The following is a 17,470-nucleotide window of genomic DNA, read 5'->3' as shown; positions in this document are numbered from 1 at the left end:
ATCCTTACCAGAGCCGCAAGCGGCGCAGCAGAAAGATCGTGATGGCGGCGCAGGCCGCCATCACGCCGATCACGATCCAGAACGATACCGGGTCTTTCGTGCCCGGCAGTCCCGCCACGTTCATGCCGAAAATGCCCGTCACGAGCGTCGCGGGCAGCAGCAACGCGGACATGATCGCGAGCCACAGCAGCTTGCGGTTGATGTCTTCCGAAAGCGCCGCGGCAATCTCATCCTGCAAGAGCTTCGCGCGTTCGTAGAGCCCTTCCAGACCGGCGCCCAGGCCGTTCAGCACCTGAATCGCCTGGACGAGCGCTTCCATCGAACGCGGCTCGGCCCATTCGAGCTTGCGCAAAACGAGTTGCGTCAGCGCGTTGCGCTCGGGGTCGATGAAGCGCTTCACCTCCACGATGCGCCGTCTCGCGTCGCCGAGCATCGCGCGGCACTTCGAGTGGCTGCCTTCGAGCACGTTCTCCTCGACATCGTCCAGACAATCGCCAATTTCGTCGATGCGGTCCGCGAAGGTTTCGTTCAACGCGCGAATCAGACCCGCGAAGAGATCGACGGTATCGCGGAACATCGCGCCTTCGAGCACGGCGTGACGCAGCCGGTCGGTCGATTCCAGCGGCTTCGCGCGCACCGTGATCATCCGGTGTTTGTCGACGTAAAAGCGCAGCGCGCCGGTCGCGCGGTTCGCCTCGCGTGCACCGGGCGCGGCGGCGTCCGGCGTCTTCGCGACGAGTTCGAGATCCGCGACGACGCCATACATGAAGTTCGACCCGATGTGCACGCGCGGGCGTTTGTCCTCGCCGTTCAGGAACTCGCGCGCGACATCGGGCATCGACGTGACGCCTTCGAGCCAGCCTTCGACGGTGTCGTCGTTCGCGGACAGATGCAGCCACGTCGGGCCGTCGCCCACGACGGAATCGCGCGCTTCGTCCCACGTGAGGCGCAACGCCTCACCGCCCGCGAAGCTGAACGCGCTGATGAATCCCGGCGGCGCGGGCTCGTTGCGTTTGGGCGGGCGTTCACTGGCGTTGAATGTGTGAGTCGTGTTCAATATCTGATTCCCTGCCATTGCCTTTCGATTTCCTCAGTACACCTTTCAGTCGCGCGCGGCCGAATGGCCGAGGGCGAACCGCATCGTACTAGAACTCGTAGCGTCCCCAGAAAAACGCGACATCGCCGTCGTTCAGGCCGGGAATGCGCGGGATGAACGTCGCCATGATCGATGCGCGGCGGTAGCGCACGGAGCCGATCGGCAGCGCGATGGGAAAAGGCACGTAATGCGCCACGTCGCTGCGGGCCGTGACGCCGACGAAAAATCCGCCGCCCGCCTGCAATCCGCCGAGCACCGGCTTCGTGTACCACTGCCGCGCGTAGCCGCCGATCGGCTCGAAGTTGTGATGCGAATCCGAGAAGGCGATCGCGAACAGGATGTCCTCGTTGCCGTTCGCATCGACCCAGTGCTTGCCCGCGCCGCCGCCGTAGGACCACGGGTTGAGCTCGCTGCGACGATCGTCGAAGCCGTCGATATGCCAGCCGTAGCCGGTCACATACAGATCCCAGGCGCCGTCGTGCGCGACGCGCATCACGCGTTCGCACGCCGACGACATCCAGTCCCGCTTGTAGTCGCATTCCGTGCCGCCCGCGCGGGTTGCGAGCGGCGCGCACAGCAACGAAACCGTGACCGCCTTGACCCAAGTTCGTTTCATCGTCGTCGGACCGCGTGTCGCTCGCTAGCTCCTCACGAAGGCGACACGAACTTGAAATCGACCGGCGAGCCGATCGAAAGCTTCTTCGGGTCCGACGCGAGTTCGCCCGTCTGCGGATCGCGGCGGAAGAAATACGCGCTATCGCTTTCCTGATTGCCGACGACGAGCCAGCGCCCGGTCGGGTCGATCGCGAATTCGCGCGGCGTCTTGCCGAGCGTCGGATAGCGCCTGAGGAGCTTCAGATGGCCGTTCTTCGGATCGACCGAGAACGCGACGAGCTCGTTCGCGTCGCCGCGGTTGGTCGCGTAGAGAAAGCGCCCGTCCGGCGAAAGATGAATCGCGCCGCCGCCGATCTTGCCTCGGAAACCCGGCGCGATCATCGATGCGGTCTGCACTTGCGTGAGCGTGCCGTCGCGGTAATCGAACACCAGGACCGACGCGTTCAGTTCGGTCGTCAGGTACGCGTGCTTGCCGCTTTCGTCGAAGATCAGATGGCGTGGGCCGGAGCCCGGCGCGATCGGCGTGTAGCGTGCTTTGGTCGGACCCAGGAGCCCGCGGCTCGACTGCGACGGGGCGGGCGTGTAGCGATAGGCGAACACCTTGTCCACGCCGAGATCCTGCGCGAAAAGATACTTTCCGTCGGGCGAGAACACGGTCGAGTGGACGTGCGAATTGTCCTGCCGCCCCTTCACCGGGCCGCCGCCCTCGTGATGCACCGTCAGCACCGACGTGCCCACTTGGCCATTCGCCACGAGCGGAAAGACGGCGAAGCTGCCGCCCGGATTGGACGCAACCGAGTAGTTGGCGGTGAGCAGATATTTGCCATCGGGCGAGATCGCCAGATAGCACGGATCGTTGCCATCCGACGAAACGCGGTTGAGAAAGCTCAACTGGCCGGTCGCGCGATCGAAGCGAAACGCGCTCACGCCGCCACGCTGGGTCGCGGGGCCGTTGTCGCCGGGCAATTCGTTCACCGCGTACACGTAATTCCGGTCGCGGCTCACGACGAGATACGACGGGTTCACCGTCTGCGCCGACGCGATCCGGGTCAGTTCGCCATTGCCCGTATCGAAGCGATAGACATAGATGCCTTCGCTCTTGCCGCCGCCCGTGTAGGTGCCGACGAGCAGATCGTAGATTTCCGCGCCCGACGCGCCCGACGCGCCCGACGCACTTACGGCGGCTGAGGCGGACGTGGCGGACGCCGGGACCGATTGCGCAAGGACCTGCGCCGCCGTCAGCGACAGCATCAGCGCAAGGCCTTTCGCCCACGCGGCCGGACTCGCGCGCAGCGGGCGCGCGTCTTGCAAGCATGACACGAGCGTATTCGCGCCGGATGGATGGCTCGGGTGCATGAAACCTCCTCATCGTTTCTTTGCCGCTTGTTATCGGAGCAAAGCGAAGCGACGCGTGCGCCGGTATCGCGAAACCCGCGACGTGCGGCAGCAAGTTCCGCTCCAAAGACGCGGAACGCCATCGCAAGGCAAGGATCGGGCTCGCAGCCAAGATACACCACGCACCAAAGGTCAACCGACACGATTCGAATCAACAACAGGAGTTGCCGCGATGACTATCCACCTAAGCCTTGCCCCGCTGGTCTCGCTGATCGCCGGCGTCCTGATCCTCGTCATGCCGCGGCTGCTCAACTTCATCGTCGCGATCTATCTGATCGTGATCGGGCTGATCGGCTTGTTCGGCATGGGATCGGCCCATTTCTGACACAGGCGCGCGAAAGCGCACGCGCACGGACTGAACCGCGCACGTGCGCAAAGTGTCACGAAAGAAGTACAGGCGGGCTGGCCGCGCCGGAATGTGTACCGGGCGCTTCAGCCGTTCGCCAGCTGATCGAGACGCAGGCGTCCCTGCAACGACAACGCGCCGACCGAGACGCCGGCGACGCCGAAGCTATAGCGGCTGAAACAGTCGCGCTCGGTGAGAAAGGCCGCGGCGGTAACCATCGCGTTGCGCGACAGGCCGAGGTCCGTGTGGTCGAGCGGGAGGAGCGTTTCGGTGTCCGAGACGCGGCTCGCGGCGGAAAGAATGGCGATGCAGTCAGCTTTCGACGGATAGAGCATGGGTTCTGTTCCTCGAAAACGCTACGTTAGGGACCGGTCGGACGACGCGCTGCGCGATTGGCTAACGACCGGGGGTCATGCACGAAAGACGCGCGAATGCGGAAGAGGGTTCCGCGAAACTTCATTCTAAACATCAGTCGAATATTTTTTCAACGGCTCGATCGGCGCTTCGTTCGCGTTTTTCCGCCAATGACGCGCGCCACGCTGCCGCACGTCGCGTTGCGCGGCGGGATCGGCCCGGCCCGCTTTTCTGCTCATATCAAACGATTGCGGCAGAATGCGGCCAGAAAGCATGCGTGGCGTCCAGCTTGCTCATCGCGGACGCGGCGCTTCGCCCGGGGGACGCCGCAGCCTGCGTCCCGGATCGTTTGCTCAACCCGCGACGCGCGCTTCGGTCCGGCCCGCGCCGCCAGCAGGAAGATGTTCGCTCATGCCAGCACCGATTGAAGACTATGCGATGGTCGGCGACGGCCACACCGCAGCCCTGATTTCCCGCGATGGTTCCGTCGACTGGCTTTGTTGGCCGCGCTTCGACTCCGGCGCCTGTTTCGCCGCGCTGCTCGGCACGCCGGAGCACGGACGATGGCTCATCGCGCCCGAGATGCCCGACGGCGAGACGCCCGTCATCAAACGCCGCTACCGCGAGGACACGCTCGTCCTCGAAACGGATTTCGAAACGCCGCAAGGCGCGGTGACGATCGTCGACTTCATGCCGCTGCGCAACGGTCATTCGGAGCTCGTGCGTATCGTGATCGGGCGGCGCGGCACGGTGCGGATGAAGATGGAACTCGTGCTGCGCTTCGATTACGGTTCGGTGACGCCCTGGGTCAGCCGCCTGGCCGACGACAGCGGCATCCGCGCGATCGCCGGACCGGATCTCGCGGTGTTGCGCACGCCCGTCGAGCTCGTCGGCGAGAACATGCATACCACCGCCTGCTTCGACGTGAGCGCGGGCGAGCGCGTGCCCTTCTCGCTGTGCTACTCGCAATCGCATCTGCGCGTGCCGCACGCGTCCGATCCGAACACGCAGCTCGCGCGCACCGAGAACCACTGGCGCGAGTGGTCCGGCCAGAGCGAACTCAAGGGCCACTGGGCGAGCGCGATCCGCCGCTCGCTGATTACGCTGAAGGCGCTCGCGTACGAGCCCACGGGCGGCATCGTCGCGGCGCCGACCACGTCGCTGCCGGAGCAGCTCGGCGGCACGCGCAATTGGGATTATCGATACTGCTGGCTGCGCGATGCGACCATCACCCTGCTCGCGATGATGCGCGGCGGCTACTACGACGAAGCCCGCGCGTGGCGTGCGTGGCTCGGCCGCGCGATGGCCGGTTCGCCGTCGCAGGTCCAGATCATGTACGGCATCGCGGGCGAGCGCCGCCTGCCCGAGTGGGAGATTCCGTGGCTGCCGGGCTACGAAGGCGCGTCGCCGGTGCGCATCGGCAATGCCGCGGTCGACCAGTTGCAGCTCGACGTCTACGGCGAAGTGATGAACGCGCTGCACCTCGCGCGCGTCGGCGGCCTGCAGACCGATGAAACCGCGTGGTCGATCCAATGCGCGATGCTTCAGCACCTCGACACGATCTGGGAACAACCCGACGAAGGCATCTGGGAAGTGCGTGGCGGACGCCAGCACTTCACGTTCTCGAAAGTCATGGCGTGGGTCGCGTACGACCGCGCGATCAAGTCGGCGGAGACGTTCGAGCTGCCCGGCCCGATCGACCATTGGCGTGAAATGCGCGCGCGCATCCGCGCAGAGGTGCTGAAGAAGAGCTGGAACCCCAAGCTGAACTCGTTCACGCAGGCCTACGGCAGCGACGCGCTCGACGCGAGCCTCCTGCTCATCCCGCTGCTCGGATTTTTGCCCCCAAAAGATCCGCGAGTGACCGGAACCGTACATGCGATCGAGACCACTTTGACGCACGATGGCCTGGTGAAGCGCTATCACACCGCCGAAGTCGCGGATGGGTTGCCGCCGGGGGAAGGCACGTTTCTGGCTTGTAGCTTTTGGCTGGTCGATAACCTGGCGCTGCAGGGCCGGATCGACGAAGCGCACCAGATGTTCGAGCGCCTCGTCGGTCTCGCGAACGATGTCGGATTGCTGGCCGAGGAGTACGACACGGTGGCGAAGCGCATGGTGGGAAATTTTCCGCAGGCGTTCACCCACGTGGCGCTCGTGCACACCGCTATGAACTTGATGCGCCACGAAGAAGGAATGGCGAAGGCGGTCGGCCAACCATCCGGCTCCGAAAACCATGAAGGAGCGGACGCCCGCACGGCCGCCGACGCAGATGCGGGAAGATCTTAAATATATGTTTTGTTTGGCGAAATTAGCGGTTTCGCGGTAATATTGGTGCAATGCACAAAAGTTGGCATGTCGCGATGTGTTGCTTCCGCGCCGGCAATTTCAACCGATTGGTTGAGTTGAATGTTTATTGCGCGGAAAATCTTGCCACGACTCAGGCTTCGTCGCCCGGAAGTCGATAACGCGCAGGTGGCAGCACTGAAAGGCATTGCAGCACCGCAGGAAAGACAGTGCCCCGGCAGCACGGCGACAGCCCGCCGCGCCGCCGGGGATCTTCGAATGCCGTTGAAGCTCTTCGCCGGAAGTATTGCCGGGATCAACGGGCGTACCGGTTTCCACCGGAGTTACTGGGGCAACCATGCTCTATCAAATTCACGAATTCCAGCGAGCCCTGTTGTCTCCCCTCACGGCATGGGCCGAGGCCGCATCAAAGTCGTTCGTCAACCCGGCCAGTCCCCTTGCCTACGTTCCCGGTTCGAGCCGCCTGGCCGCCGCGTACGAGTTGCTGTACCGGCTCGGTAAAGACTACGAGAAGCCCGAGTTCAGCATTCATCAGATCGTCAAAGACGGCCATAACATTCCGATCGTCGAGCAGACGGTGGTCGAGAAGCCGTTCTGCCGGCTGCTGCGCTTCAAGCGCTTCGCCGACGACAGCGCCACCGTCACCAAGCTGAAGAACGAGCCGATCGTGCTCGTATGCGCGCCGCTCTCCGGCCATCATTCGACGCTGCTGCGCGATACCGTGAAGACGCTGTTGCAGGACCACAAGGTCTACATCACCGACTGGATCGACGCGCGCATGGTGCCGACCGAGAACGGTCCGTTCCATCTGGACGACTACGTCGAGTACATCCAGGAATTCATCCGCCACATCGGCGCGAAGGATCTGCACGTGATCTCGGTGTGTCAGCCGACCGTGCCGGTGCTCGCCGCCATTTCGCTGATGGCGAGCCGTGGCGAAGACACTCCCCGCACGATGACGATGATGGGCGGCCCGATCGACGCGCGCCGCAGCCCCACGTCCGTCAACTCGCTCGCGAACGAGCACTCGTACGAGTGGTTCGAGAACAATGTCATCTACACGGTGCCGTCGAACTATCCGGGCGTCGGTCGCAAGGTTTATCCGGGCTTCCTGCAGCACGCGGGCTTCGTCGCGATGAATCCGGAGCGCCATCTCACGGCCCATTGGGACTTCTATCAAAATCTGCTGCGCGGCGACGATGACGACGCCGAGCAACATCGCCGTTTCTACGACGAATACAACGCCGTGCTCGATATGGCCGCCGAGTATTACCTCGAAACCATCCGCATCGTGTTCCAGGAGTTCCGGCTCGCGGAAGGCACGTGGGAGATCGAAGGCGAGCTCGTGCGCCCGCAGGACATCAAGCACACCGCGCTGTTTACGATCGAAGGCGAGCTCGACGACATCTCCGGCAGCGGCCAGACACGCGCCGCTCACGATCTCTGCACCGGCCTTCCGGCGAAGCACAAGCGGCATTTCACGGCGGAAAAGGCCGGCCACTACGGCATCTTCTCCGGACGCCGCTGGCGCACGATGGTCTATCCGCAATTGCGCGAGTTCATCCTCGAGCACGACAAGACGCCGAAAACCGAAGCGGTGCCGGCGTAAGAACGAGCACGAAAGCGTCGAAACCGATTCCATCGCATCAAACGAAAACGTCGCGCCTTGCAAAAGGCGCGACGTTTTTTCTTCAGACGGCGCGTGTGGGGCGGCCGTGAATCAGCGGCGCGTCAGATAAGCCATCAGCAGTTCGGTATTCATCCGCACGATCTGGTCACGCTGCGCCTGCTCGCTGAAGTCGAGCCCGAAAGTGGCTTCCAGCGTGAAGCGGTTCGAGACGATGTAATAACCGAGTCCCGACAGGATGATGTAGAACTTGAGCGGGTCGACGTCGGTGCGAAACAATCCTGCCTTCTGCCCACGATCGAGAATGGTCGTGAGCGTCGCGACGATGGGCGAAATGAGTTCGCGTATTCGATTCGATCCTTTGATATAGCGCGCCTCGTGGAGATTCTCGTTATTGATGAGGCGCAGCAGTTCGGGATGGTCCCGATAATAATCCCAGACGAAATGCGCAAGGCGTGTCATCGCCTCGATGGGCGCAATGCCGTCGAGTTCGAGCGTGCGCTCGGCGTCGACGAGCGCGGCAAGCGCATGTTCGAGCACGGCGGTGAATAACTGCTCCTTGCTACCGAAGTAGTAATAGAGCATGCGTTCATTGGTCTCCGCCCGGCGCGCAATCTGGTCGACGCGGGCGCCGAACAGGCCGCCGGCAGCGAATTCCTCTGCGGCGGCAAGCAAAATACGGCGACGGGTGCCTTCCGGGTCTCTTTTGATTTTCGGCTGATTCATGATGGCATGACTCGGGAGCCGCGTTGCCGGGTTAGCGTCACGCGGCCCGCATTGGGGTACATGACGTGAACGGGCGCTGCCCATTGGTTAATTGGGAAACACCGTCCTGCGGTCGAACGGAAAAGCACTTCAATTATGCGCACATTGAACGAACATTGGCAATTGGGATTCAAAGCCTTTCGGCACGACCGTTGACGACTTCGGCGATAATGTCGGTTAAAGTCGAGCGCGCGCCCGGAAAGCGGGACGAGTGCCGAACCGGCAGCGTGCCGTCGTCGTGGACGACGAAGTGTTTTAGTAGAGCGGAGCGTGCGGCGTGATTGCAGCGGCGCCGCGTTGCTTACATCGCGCGCACGCTGCGCCAGTCCCCAAGGCATCATCGCAATTCCTCGTGACCGCAACCGTTTCCAGAACGCTCGCAGAGCGCATAGAAGACCTGCTGCCGCAGACGCAATGCACCAAGTGCGGCTATCCGGCCTGCCGGCCCTACGCCGAGGCCATCGCCGCGGGCGAGGCGAACTACAACCAGTGTCCGCCGGGCGGCGCCGAAGGCATCGCGCGCCTCGCCGCGTTGCTCGGCAAGCCCGTGATTCCGCTCGACACGACACATGGCGACGAGCGCGCGCGACCGCTCGCCGTCATCGACGAAGACGTGTGCATCGGCTGCACGCTGTGCATGCAGGCATGTCCGGTCGACGCGATCGCCGGCGCGGCGAAGCAGATGCACACGGTTATCGCCGAACTGTGCACGGGCTGCGATCTGTGCGTGCCGCCCTGCCCGGTCGATTGCATCGCGATGGTGCCCGTGACCGGCGAGCGCACCGGCTGGGACGCATGGAGCCAGCAGGAAGCCGATGCGGCGCGCGCGCGTCACGACCGTCGCATTGTGCGCCTCGAACGCGAGCGCGCAGCAGCCGTTGCGCGGGCGAACGCGCGTCAGGCATCGCGGACGGCGCAAGCCGAACCCGAAGCGCGGGAAAAGCCGGAAGCGCCGGCCGCCGCGCACGACGATCCCGAAGCAAAGAAGCGCGCGATCATCCAGGCCGCGCTCGAACGCGCGCGCAAGAAGAAAGAAGAGATGACGAGCCTCGGCGCGGGCCCGAAAAACACCGCGCACGTGAGCGCGGCGGTGCAGGCGCAGATCGACGCAGCCGAGGAGCGCCGCCGCCGTCTCGGTTTGACGGACGCAGAAAACGCGTCCCAACCCGGTAATGGCGATAAATCCGCGTGATAACGGACATCGAACAATGAACGCCACGAAGCGCCGCGCCATTTACGAGACCTTGCAAAGCCTGAATCCGCATCCGACGACCGAGCTCGAATACACGACGCCCTTCGAACTGCTGATCGCCGTGATGCTCTCCGCGCAGGCCACCGACGTCTCCGTGAACAAGGCGATGCGCAGGATGTTTCCCGTCGCCAGCACGCCGGCAGCCGTGCTCGCGCTCGGCGAGGAAGGCGTGTCGGAATATATCCGCACCATCGGGCTCTATCGCACGAAGGCGAAGAACGTGATAGCGACGTGCCGCATCCTCATCGATCAGCATGGCGGCGACGTGCCGGACGATCGCGCGGCGCTCGAAGCGCTGCCAGGCGTCGGCCGCAAGACCGCGAACGTCATCCTGAACACCGCGTTCGGGCAGCCGACGATCGCCGTCGACACGCACATCTTTCGTGTCGCGAACCGCACGGGGCTCGCGCCCGGCAAGGACGTGCGCGCGGTCGAAACCGCGCTCGAGAAGTTCACGCCGAAGGAGTTCCTGCACGACGCGCATCACTGGCTGATCCTGCACGGGCGCTACGTGTGCAAGGCGCGCGTGCCCGAGTGCTGGCATTGCGCGATCGAGCCGCTCTGTGAGTACCGGCCGAAGACGCCTGCGCCCGTCGAATGAGCGGCCGACTGCGCGACGGGCTACAATGACGGGTTACGAAACGCGAGTGTAATCAATACGTTATGTTCAACCCTAGTCGCGACGAAGTTCGCCAGTTCTTCACCGAAACGTGGCGCAAGGAGCGCGCCGCCGAGATTCTGACGCCGCTCGAAAGCATGGCCGCCGACTGGATCGGCGAACATCCCGAGTATCACGACGTGCTCGCAAATCCCGAAGCGCGCGATACCGATTACTCGCCGGATCGCGGCCAGACCAATCCCTTCCTGCATCTGTCGATGCATCTCGCCATCAGCGAGCAACTGTCGATCGATCAGCCGCCAGGCATCCGCCGCGCGCATGACAGGCTCGTCGCGCGTCTCGGCTCGCCGCACGACGCGCAGCACGCGATCATGGATTGCCTCGGGCAGGTGATCTGGGAAGCGCAGCGCTCGGGCACCCCGCCGGACACCGACGCGTACCTTGCGCTGATCGAGCGGCGTGCTTCGCGGGACTAAGCATCGGGAAACTTCGGGAAACGTCGGGAAACGTCGGGAACAAATGAAAACACCCCGCACGAAGCGGGGTGTTTCACGTTCAGACAGCCTTCGAAGGCAGCGCGCTTACTTCTTCAGCACGAGACTGCCGTCGAGCGATTCGATATACGCCGCGAGATCCTTCAGATCGCTCTGCGACAGGCTTTGCACCTGCGCCGCCATGATGGCGTTGTTGCGGCCGAAGTTCGGGTTGTTGCCGCCGATCTGATACTGGCGCAGCGCCCAGTAGATGTAGGTCGCGTGCTGACCTGCCAGCCGCGGATATTCGCCGCTCACCGGCTTGTTGAGGCCGGGGCCGTGACAGGCCGCGCAGTTGTGGCTGTCGGAAAGCGCACGGCCGTTGCTCACGTCGGCCGCGTGCGCCGTGCCGAACGCCGTCATGCCGATGAGCGCCGCTGCCGCGCATGCTGCCTTGAAGCTGCTTTGAAGTGCCTTGGAGGGCTTCATGAATTCTCCTTCCCGTTGTCGCTCTGGCGTGGTTTCGCGCCCGGATTACTTGTCGGGATTGTTCTTCGATTGGGGAGTCTGCGCGGCGTAGTACGCGGCGATATCGGCGATGTCCTGATCCGAAAGCGTCGTCGCGATGGCGCGCATGGTGTCGAAATGACGGTCGCCCTTTTTGTAGGCATGCAGCGCATTGGCGATGTACTGCGCGTTCTGGCCGCCCAGCATCGGCACTTCGTAGACCTCGGGGTACGCGGTGCGATAGCCGGGAATGCCGTGGCAGCCGATGCACATCGCGACCTTGCCCTCCGCAGCCTTCGCGTTGCCGACGACGTCGGCCGACGCCTCACTCGCGAAGCCGGCGAGACCGGACAGCGCTGCAATCACGGCACATTTGCCGACGAAATTGTTCATAGCTCTTCTAACCTGGCTTGAGGGGAAATCCGGCGCTCAAAAGGCCGCGGCCCGCGCTTAAGCGCGCTACAACCTTCTCGGGACTGTTCACTGCTGCAGGGTCTGTCGCCACGCAGGCCAAAAAAATCGGGCTAATTGTACCGCGCGACCTACCCCCCGTCCACACACGAACCGCGCGGAACCCTTGCTGGCAATGGGAACCGACTGAAAAACAGTCGTCGAAGCTGCGACATTTCGTCCCTGTACAAGCGATGAGTCCGCGTGCGCGCTCGCTTCAAACACATCCGGACGCGTGGCGGCAACCCGCCGATGGAGCGGCTCAAACGATACCCGGCGCGCCTCAATGCGGAAAGGTCTTCTGACTTATACTGGGATTTTTTTGCCAACCGGATCTTCGTCATGCGTTTCGAAGGCTCATCGCAATACGTCGCAACCGACGATCTCAAGCTCGCGGTGAACGCCGCGATGACGCTGCAACGGCCGCTGCTCATCAAGGGCGAACCCGGCACCGGCAAGACCATGCTCGCCGAGGAAGTCGCGGGCGCGCTCGGCATGCCGCTGCTGCAATGGCACATCAAGTCGACGACCAAGGCGCAGCAAGGCCTGTACGAATACGACGCGGTATCGCGCCTGCGCGATTCGCAGCTCGGCGACGAACGGGTGAAGGATATCCGCAATTACATCGTCAAGGGCGTGTTGTGGCAGGCGTTCGACGCGGACCGGCAGAGCGTGCTGCTTATCGACGAGATCGACAAGGCGGACATCGAATTTCCGAACGATCTGCTGCGCGAGCTCGACCGCATGGAGTTCTACGTGTACGAAACGCGCGAGCTCGTGAAAGCGAAGCATCGGCCGCTCGTGATCATCACGTCGAACAACGAAAAAGAGCTGCCGGACGCGTTCCTGCGCCGCTGCTTCTTCCACTACATCAAGTTTCCCGACGCCGAGACGATGAAAGCGATCGTCGACGTGCATTTCCCCGGCATCAAGCAGGATCTTCTCGCGGCGGCGATGCAGAGCTTCTTCGAATTGCGCGGTGTGTCGGGGTTAAAGAAGAAACCATCGACGTCCGAGCTGCTCGACTGGCTCAAGCTGCTGCTCGCCGAAGACATTCCGCCCGAAGCGCTGCGCTCGCCGGATCAGAAGCAGATCGTGCCGCCGCTGCATGGCGCGCTGCTCAAGAACGAACAGGATGTCGCGCTGTTCGAGCGGCTGCTGTTCATGAACCGCAACCATCGCTGAAATAATGAGCCGCTGGATCGAACCCGTCACGCTGGAAGGCGAACACGTCAGGCTCGTGCCGCTGAAGCCCTCGCATGAAGCGGGGCTTGCGGGTGCCGTTTGCGACGGCGAACTGTGGAAGCTGTGGTACACCTTCGTGCCGCAGCCCCACAAAATGCGCGCCTATATCGATACCGCGCTCTATATGCGCGACCGCCTCGGCGCGCATCCGTTCGCGGTCATCGATGTAAAGAGCGGCGCCATCGTCGGCTCGACGCGTTATTTCGCAGTCGATGAAGCAAACCGTCGGCTGGAAATCGGCCATACGTGGTACGCCAGGCGCATGCAGAGAACCGCGCTCAATACCGAAGCCAAACTGCTGCTGCTCACGCACGCGTTCGAGAAGCTCGACGCGATCGCCGTCGAGTTCCGCACGCATTTCATGAACCACGCATCGCGCACGGCGATCGAGCGGCTCGGCGCGAAACAGGACGGCATCCTGCGCAGTCATCAAGTCAGCCGCGATGGCGTCTTACGCGACACGGTCGTGTTCTCCATCATCCAGTCGGAGTGGCCGGCGGTGCGCGCCAATCTGAATCACCGGCTCGACCGCTAAAAACGTCACGATGGAGAGCGCGCCATGCTGATCAACTTCTTCTACTCGCTGCGCGACGCGAAGCTGCCCGTCTCGGTGAAGGAATATCTGACCTTGCTCGAAGCGCTGAAGGCAAAGGTGATCTCGCCATCGCTCGACGAGTTCTATTTCCTCGCGCGCATGACGCTCGTGAAGGACGAGAAGTACTTCGACAAGTTCGATCGCGCGTTCGGCGCCTATTTCCACGGCGTGACGCAGCTTCCCGACGAAGCCTTCGACATTCCGCTCGACTGGCTCAAAAAGCGCCTCGACCGCGAGTTCACCGCGGAGGAGAAGAAGCGCATCGAAGCGCTCGGCGGCATCGACAAGCTGATGGAGCGCGTGAAGGAGCTGATGGACGAGCAGAAGGAACGTCACGAAGGCGGCAACAAATGGATCGGCACGGGCGGCACATCGCCGTTCGGGCACGGCGGCTATAACCCGGAAGGCATTCGCATCGGCGGGGAATCGTCGGGAAATCGCACCGCCGTGAAAGTGTGGGATGAGCGCGCGTACAAAGACTACGACGATCAGGTGGAAATCGGCACGCGCAACATCAAGGTCGCGCTGCGGCGTCTGCGGCGCTTCGCGCGCGAAGGCGCGGCCGAAGAGCTCGATCTGCCCGACACGATCCGCAGCACCGCCGCCAACGCCGGCTGGCTCGATCTCAAGATGGTGCCCGAGCGCCACAACAACGTGAAGGTGCTGATGCTGCTCGATGTCGGCGGCTCGATGGACGATCACATCAAGCGCGTGGAGGAGCTTTTCTCCGCGGCGAAGGCCGAGTTCAAGCATCTCGAGTTCTACTACTTCCACAACTGCGTGTACGACTATTTGTGGAAGAACAATCGTCGCCGTCATCAGGAACGCACGCCCACCTTCGACGTGCTGCACAAGTTCACGCCGGACTACAAGCTGATCTTCGTCGGCGACGCGACCATGAGTCCCTACGAAGTGCTGCAGCCGGGCGGCTCCGTCGAGTACAACAACGCGGAAGCGGGCGCCGTGTGGCTGCGCCGGCTCGCGGACCAGTTTCCGCATCACGCGTGGCTCAATCCCGAGCCGGAGCGTCTATGGGAATACCGGCAGTCGATCTCCGCGATCCGCGACGTCCTCGGCAACCGCATGTACGGGCTCACGATGGCCGGCCTCGAAGCCGCGATGCGCGCGTTGTCCAAATAAGAAACCCGAAATGAAAGCTTCCGCTCCGGCGCCCGCCGCGCCGCGTTTCCTCTTTGACACGTCGCTGTCCGCCATCGTCGCCGGATTCGTCGCGATGATGACCGGTTACACCAGTTCGCTCGTGCTCATGTTCCAGGCGGGCCAGGCCGCGCATCTCACCGACGCGCAGATTTCATCGTGGATCTGGGCGCTGTCGATGGGCATGGCGGTCTGCACGATCGGCCTGTCGCTGCGCTATCGCGCGCCGGTCGTCGTCGCGTGGTCGACGCCCGGCGCGGCGCTGCTCGTCTCGTCGCTGCCGAACGTCGCCTATGCCGATGCGATCGGCGCGTTCATCGTCTGCGCGGTGCTGCTGACCGCCGTCGGCCTCACCGGATGGTTCGACACGCTGATGAAACGCATCCCGTCGGGCATCGCCGCCGCGCTGCTCGCGGGCATTTTGTTCGAGATCGGCATCGAGATCTTCCGCGCCGCCGGGCATCGGACGGCGCTCGTCATCGTGATGTTCTTCGCGTATCTCGCGGCGAAGCGCTTCACGCCGCGCTACGCAATTCCGTCGACGCTCGTCGTGGGCGTCGCGGTCGCGGGCGGGCTCGGGCTGCTCGACTTCTCGCGCTTTCATGTCGCGCTCGCGCATCCCGTTTTCACGATGCCCGCGTTCTCGCTCGCCGCGATCATCAGCATCGGCGTGCCGCTTTTCGTCGTCGCGATGGCCTCGCAAAACGTGCCCGGCTTAGCCGTCCTGCGCGCGGACGGCTACACGACGCCTTCCGCCCCGCTCATCTCGACGACCGGCATCGCCTCGCTCGTGCTCGCGCCGTTCGGCTCGCACGGCGTGAATCTCGCCGCCATCACCGCCGCGATCTGCACCGGCCGCGAAGCGCACGAGAATCGCGACAAGCGCTACACGGCGGCCGTCTGGTGCGGCATCTTCTATCTGATCGCGGGCACGTTCGGCGCGACCATCGCCGCGCTGTTCGCGGCTTTTCCGAAGGAGCTCGTCGTCTCCGTTGCGGCGCTCGCGCTCTTCGGCTCCATCATGAGCGGCCTCGCCAACGCGATGCAGGACGCGCGCCAGCGCGAACCCGCGCTCGTCACGTTCATGGTGACGGCTTCGGGGCTGACGCTCCTGTCGATCGGCTCCGCGTTCTGGGGGCTCGTCGCGGGCATCGTGACGCATGTCGTGCTCAACGCCCGGCGGCCCTGACGCGGCCTACAATGACGGGATCGGCCCGGTTTTCCGGACCGAACTTCCGTCACAGATTAATGGTATTTCGTCATGGCTTTGATCGACAAACTGCTCGCGCGCTCCACCCCAGGCACCCAGAAACGCAAGACGATCGTGCGCGTGCTGCTCGACGACGCCGGGCACGTGCAGGACGTCGTGCTGAAGATGAGTTGCGGCGATCCGGCGAAGGACGCGCACGCCCTCGACGAAGTGCGCAAGATGCGCTTCGCGCGCGGCCAGCTCGGCTCGGGCACGGTGCGGCGCTGGCACGAGCTCGCCTACGCAGCCGATTGAACGCGCGCTCGCGCGTCCTGTCGAAATCCGGCGTCGCCGGGCACGGTATCAGCGCGTTCGCCGCGCTCGGGACTAGAATGGGAGAATGACATTCAGGGGCGCGCCGCGCGAAGGAAGTCGCCGCGCGGCGTCGCATTCATGGGCAATCCGCGGGTTACCGCAATTTGACAAGGCGCATCGCGTCTGAGACTCGACATGACATCCGCTCTCGACCAGCTCAAGCAATACACAACCGTCGTCGCCGACACGGGCGACTTCCAGCAATTCATCGCATTCAAGCCGCAGGACGCGACCACGAACCCGTCGCTGATTCTGAAGGCCGTCCAGAAGGACGATTACAAGCCGCTGCTCGAAAAGACCGTCAAGGAGCACGCGAAGCAGCCGATGCCGCAGATCATCGACAATTTGCTGGTCGCGTTCGGCACCGAGATTCTGAAGATCATTCCGGGCCGCGTCTCCACAGAAGTCGATGCGCGCCTCTCCTTCGACACGAAGAAGTCGATCGACAAGGCGCACGACATCATCAAGCTGTATGAAAACGCGGGCGTCAGCCGCGACCGTGTGCTGATCAAGCTCGCATCGACCTGGGAAGGCATCCGCGCGGCGGAAGTGCTGCAAAAGGAAGGCATCCACTGCAACATGACGCTGCTCTTCTCGCTCGCGCAGGCGGCCGCGTGCGCCGAAGCGGGCGCGCAACTGATTTCGCCGTTCGTCGGCCGCATCTACGACTGGTACAAGAAGTCAGCCGGCGCGGAATGGGACGAAGTGAAGAACGGCGGCGCGAACGATCCCGGCGTGCAGTCGGTGCGCCGCATCTACACGTATTACAAGAAGTTCGGCTACAAGACCGAGGTCATGGGCGCGAGCTTCCGCACGGTGAGCCAGATCATCGAGCTCGCGGGCTGCGATCTGCTGACCATCAGCCCCGATCTTCTGAAAAAGCTCGCCGACAGCAACGACAAGGTGGAGCGCAAGCTTTCGCCTGAAAACGTCAAGAACGAGAACGTGGAGAAAATCGGCGTCGACGAGCCGACCTTCCGCTTCCTCGTCAACGACGACGCGATGGCGACCGAAAAGCTCGCGGAAGGCATCCGCGCATTCGCCGCCGATGCGATCAAGCTCGAAAAGCTGATCACCGCGCTGCAGTAACGCACGGTTTCGCCGG

At 63.4% G+C, this 17,470-nt stretch carries 20 protein-coding genes; 12 read left to right on the top strand and 8 right to left on the bottom strand.

Annotated elements, in window-relative coordinates:
- Positions 1 to 4 precede the first annotated feature (4 nt).
- The 3 genes from AWB75_RS12805 to AWB75_RS12795 form a co-directional block, all read right to left on the bottom strand.
- Positions 5 to 1,057, bottom strand: coding sequence for a transporter (locus AWB75_RS12805; protein WP_235012081.1), 1,053 nt, complete (start codon positions 1,055 to 1,057; stop codon positions 5 to 7).
- Between the two features lie 88 nt (positions 1,058 to 1,145).
- Positions 1,146 to 1,712, bottom strand: a complete 567-nt coding sequence (locus AWB75_RS12800) for an antimicrobial peptide resistance and lipid A acylation PagP (protein ID WP_061124447.1) — start codon at positions 1,710 to 1,712, stop codon at positions 1,146 to 1,148.
- Between the two features lie 32 nt (positions 1,713 to 1,744).
- Complete coding sequence (locus AWB75_RS12795) at positions 1,745 to 3,067, bottom strand: lactonase family protein (protein WP_061124446.1); 1,323 nt, start codon at positions 3,065 to 3,067, stop codon at positions 1,745 to 1,747.
- A 211-nt stretch (positions 3,068 to 3,278) separates the two neighbouring features.
- On the opposite strand from AWB75_RS12795, the gene AWB75_RS12790 reads away from it, so the two are divergent.
- Entirely contained in the window at positions 3,279 to 3,431 is a 153-nt protein-coding gene (locus AWB75_RS12790) for a DUF3096 domain-containing protein (protein WP_087086596.1), read from the top strand.
- A 107-nt stretch (positions 3,432 to 3,538) separates the two neighbouring features.
- On the opposite strand, the gene AWB75_RS12785 is transcribed toward AWB75_RS12790, so the two are convergent.
- Together AWB75_RS12785 and AWB75_RS37695 are read right to left on the bottom strand one after the other, a co-directional pair.
- Positions 3,539 to 3,787: a hypothetical protein gene (locus tag AWB75_RS12785; protein ID WP_061124445.1), complete on the bottom strand. Its 249-nt coding sequence runs from the start codon at positions 3,785 to 3,787 to the stop codon at positions 3,539 to 3,541.
- Positions 3,788 to 3,913: 126 nt separating this feature from the next.
- Positions 3,914 to 4,081, bottom strand: a complete 168-nt coding sequence (locus AWB75_RS37695; RefSeq protein WP_159462780.1) for a hypothetical protein — start codon at positions 4,079 to 4,081, stop codon at positions 3,914 to 3,916.
- A gap of 136 nt (positions 4,082 to 4,217) precedes the next feature.
- Here AWB75_RS37695 and AWB75_RS12780 point away from each other — a divergent pair, with 136 nt between their 5' ends.
- Both AWB75_RS12780 and AWB75_RS12775 read left to right on the top strand, forming a co-directional pair.
- Positions 4,218 to 6,092 (top strand): glycoside hydrolase family 15 protein, encoded by a 1,875-nt coding sequence (locus AWB75_RS12780; RefSeq protein WP_061124444.1) that lies wholly within the window; start codon positions 4,218 to 4,220, stop codon positions 6,090 to 6,092.
- 355 nt (positions 6,093 to 6,447) lie between these two features.
- Positions 6,448 to 7,719 (top strand): polyhydroxyalkanoate depolymerase, encoded by a 1,272-nt coding sequence (locus tag AWB75_RS12775; RefSeq protein WP_061124443.1) that lies wholly within the window; start codon positions 6,448 to 6,450, stop codon positions 7,717 to 7,719.
- Between the two features lie 111 nt (positions 7,720 to 7,830).
- On the opposite strand, the gene AWB75_RS12770 is transcribed toward AWB75_RS12775, so the two are convergent.
- Positions 7,831 to 8,463, bottom strand: coding sequence for a TetR/AcrR family transcriptional regulator (locus tag AWB75_RS12770; protein WP_061124442.1), 633 nt, complete (start codon positions 8,461 to 8,463; stop codon positions 7,831 to 7,833).
- Positions 8,464 to 8,854: 391 nt separating this feature from the next.
- On the opposite strand from AWB75_RS12770, the gene rsxB reads away from it, so the two are divergent.
- The 3 genes from rsxB to AWB75_RS12755 all read left to right on the top strand — a co-directional run bounded on the left by rsxB (position 8,855) and on the right by AWB75_RS12755 (position 10,849).
- Positions 8,855 to 9,694: an electron transport complex subunit RsxB gene (gene rsxB, locus AWB75_RS12765; RefSeq protein ID WP_061124441.1), complete on the top strand. Its 840-nt coding sequence runs from the start codon at positions 8,855 to 8,857 to the stop codon at positions 9,692 to 9,694.
- A gap of 16 nt (positions 9,695 to 9,710) precedes the next feature.
- Positions 9,711 to 10,355 (top strand): endonuclease III, encoded by a 645-nt coding sequence (gene nth, locus AWB75_RS12760; RefSeq protein ID WP_061124440.1) that lies wholly within the window; start codon positions 9,711 to 9,713, stop codon positions 10,353 to 10,355.
- 62 nt (positions 10,356 to 10,417) lie between these two features.
- Positions 10,418 to 10,849 carry a DUF1841 family protein gene (locus AWB75_RS12755; RefSeq protein ID WP_061124439.1) on the top strand — a complete coding sequence of 144 codons (432 nt, stop codon included), beginning with the start codon at positions 10,418 to 10,420 and terminating at the stop codon, positions 10,847 to 10,849.
- A gap of 105 nt (positions 10,850 to 10,954) precedes the next feature.
- Here the strand turns inward: AWB75_RS12755 and AWB75_RS12750 are convergent, their stop codons facing one another.
- Entirely contained in the window at positions 10,955 to 11,335 is a 381-nt protein-coding gene (locus tag AWB75_RS12750; RefSeq protein ID WP_061124438.1) for a c-type cytochrome, read from the bottom strand.
- A 45-nt stretch (positions 11,336 to 11,380) separates the two neighbouring features.
- On the bottom strand, positions 11,381 to 11,746 hold the full coding sequence (locus AWB75_RS12745; protein WP_008350687.1) for a c-type cytochrome: 366 nt from the start codon (positions 11,744 to 11,746) through the stop codon (positions 11,381 to 11,383).
- Positions 11,747 to 12,145: 399 nt separating this feature from the next.
- Here AWB75_RS12745 and AWB75_RS12740 point away from each other — a divergent pair, with 399 nt between their 5' ends.
- From AWB75_RS12740 to tal, 6 genes are all read left to right on the top strand, one after another.
- Complete coding sequence (locus AWB75_RS12740; protein ID WP_061124437.1) at positions 12,146 to 12,988, top strand: AAA family ATPase; 843 nt, start codon at positions 12,146 to 12,148, stop codon at positions 12,986 to 12,988.
- Between the two features lie 4 nt (positions 12,989 to 12,992).
- Positions 12,993 to 13,583: a GNAT family N-acetyltransferase gene (locus AWB75_RS12735; RefSeq protein ID WP_061124436.1), complete on the top strand. Its 591-nt coding sequence runs from the start codon at positions 12,993 to 12,995 to the stop codon at positions 13,581 to 13,583.
- A 24-nt stretch (positions 13,584 to 13,607) separates the two neighbouring features.
- Positions 13,608 to 14,783, top strand: coding sequence for a vWA domain-containing protein (locus AWB75_RS12730; RefSeq protein WP_061124435.1), 1,176 nt, complete (start codon positions 13,608 to 13,610; stop codon positions 14,781 to 14,783).
- A gap of 10 nt (positions 14,784 to 14,793) precedes the next feature.
- Positions 14,794 to 15,990, top strand: a complete 1,197-nt coding sequence (locus tag AWB75_RS12725; RefSeq protein WP_061124434.1) for a benzoate/H(+) symporter BenE family transporter — start codon at positions 14,794 to 14,796, stop codon at positions 15,988 to 15,990.
- Positions 15,991 to 16,062: 72 nt separating this feature from the next.
- Positions 16,063 to 16,305 carry an energy transducer TonB gene (locus AWB75_RS12720; protein ID WP_061124433.1) on the top strand — a complete coding sequence of 81 codons (243 nt, stop codon included), beginning with the start codon at positions 16,063 to 16,065 and terminating at the stop codon, positions 16,303 to 16,305.
- A 195-nt stretch (positions 16,306 to 16,500) separates the two neighbouring features.
- Complete coding sequence (gene tal / locus AWB75_RS12715) at positions 16,501 to 17,454, top strand: transaldolase (protein WP_061124432.1); 954 nt, start codon at positions 16,501 to 16,503, stop codon at positions 17,452 to 17,454.
- The last annotated feature ends 16 nt before the right edge of the window (positions 17,455 to 17,470 follow it).

It is taken from the genome of Caballeronia catudaia, assembly GCF_001544755.2.
Taxonomy (GTDB): domain Bacteria; phylum Pseudomonadota; class Gammaproteobacteria; order Burkholderiales; family Burkholderiaceae; genus Caballeronia; species Caballeronia catudaia.
The sequence above is the reverse complement of the archived record's forward strand: the minus strand, read 5'-3'. Positions and strand labels throughout refer to the sequence as shown.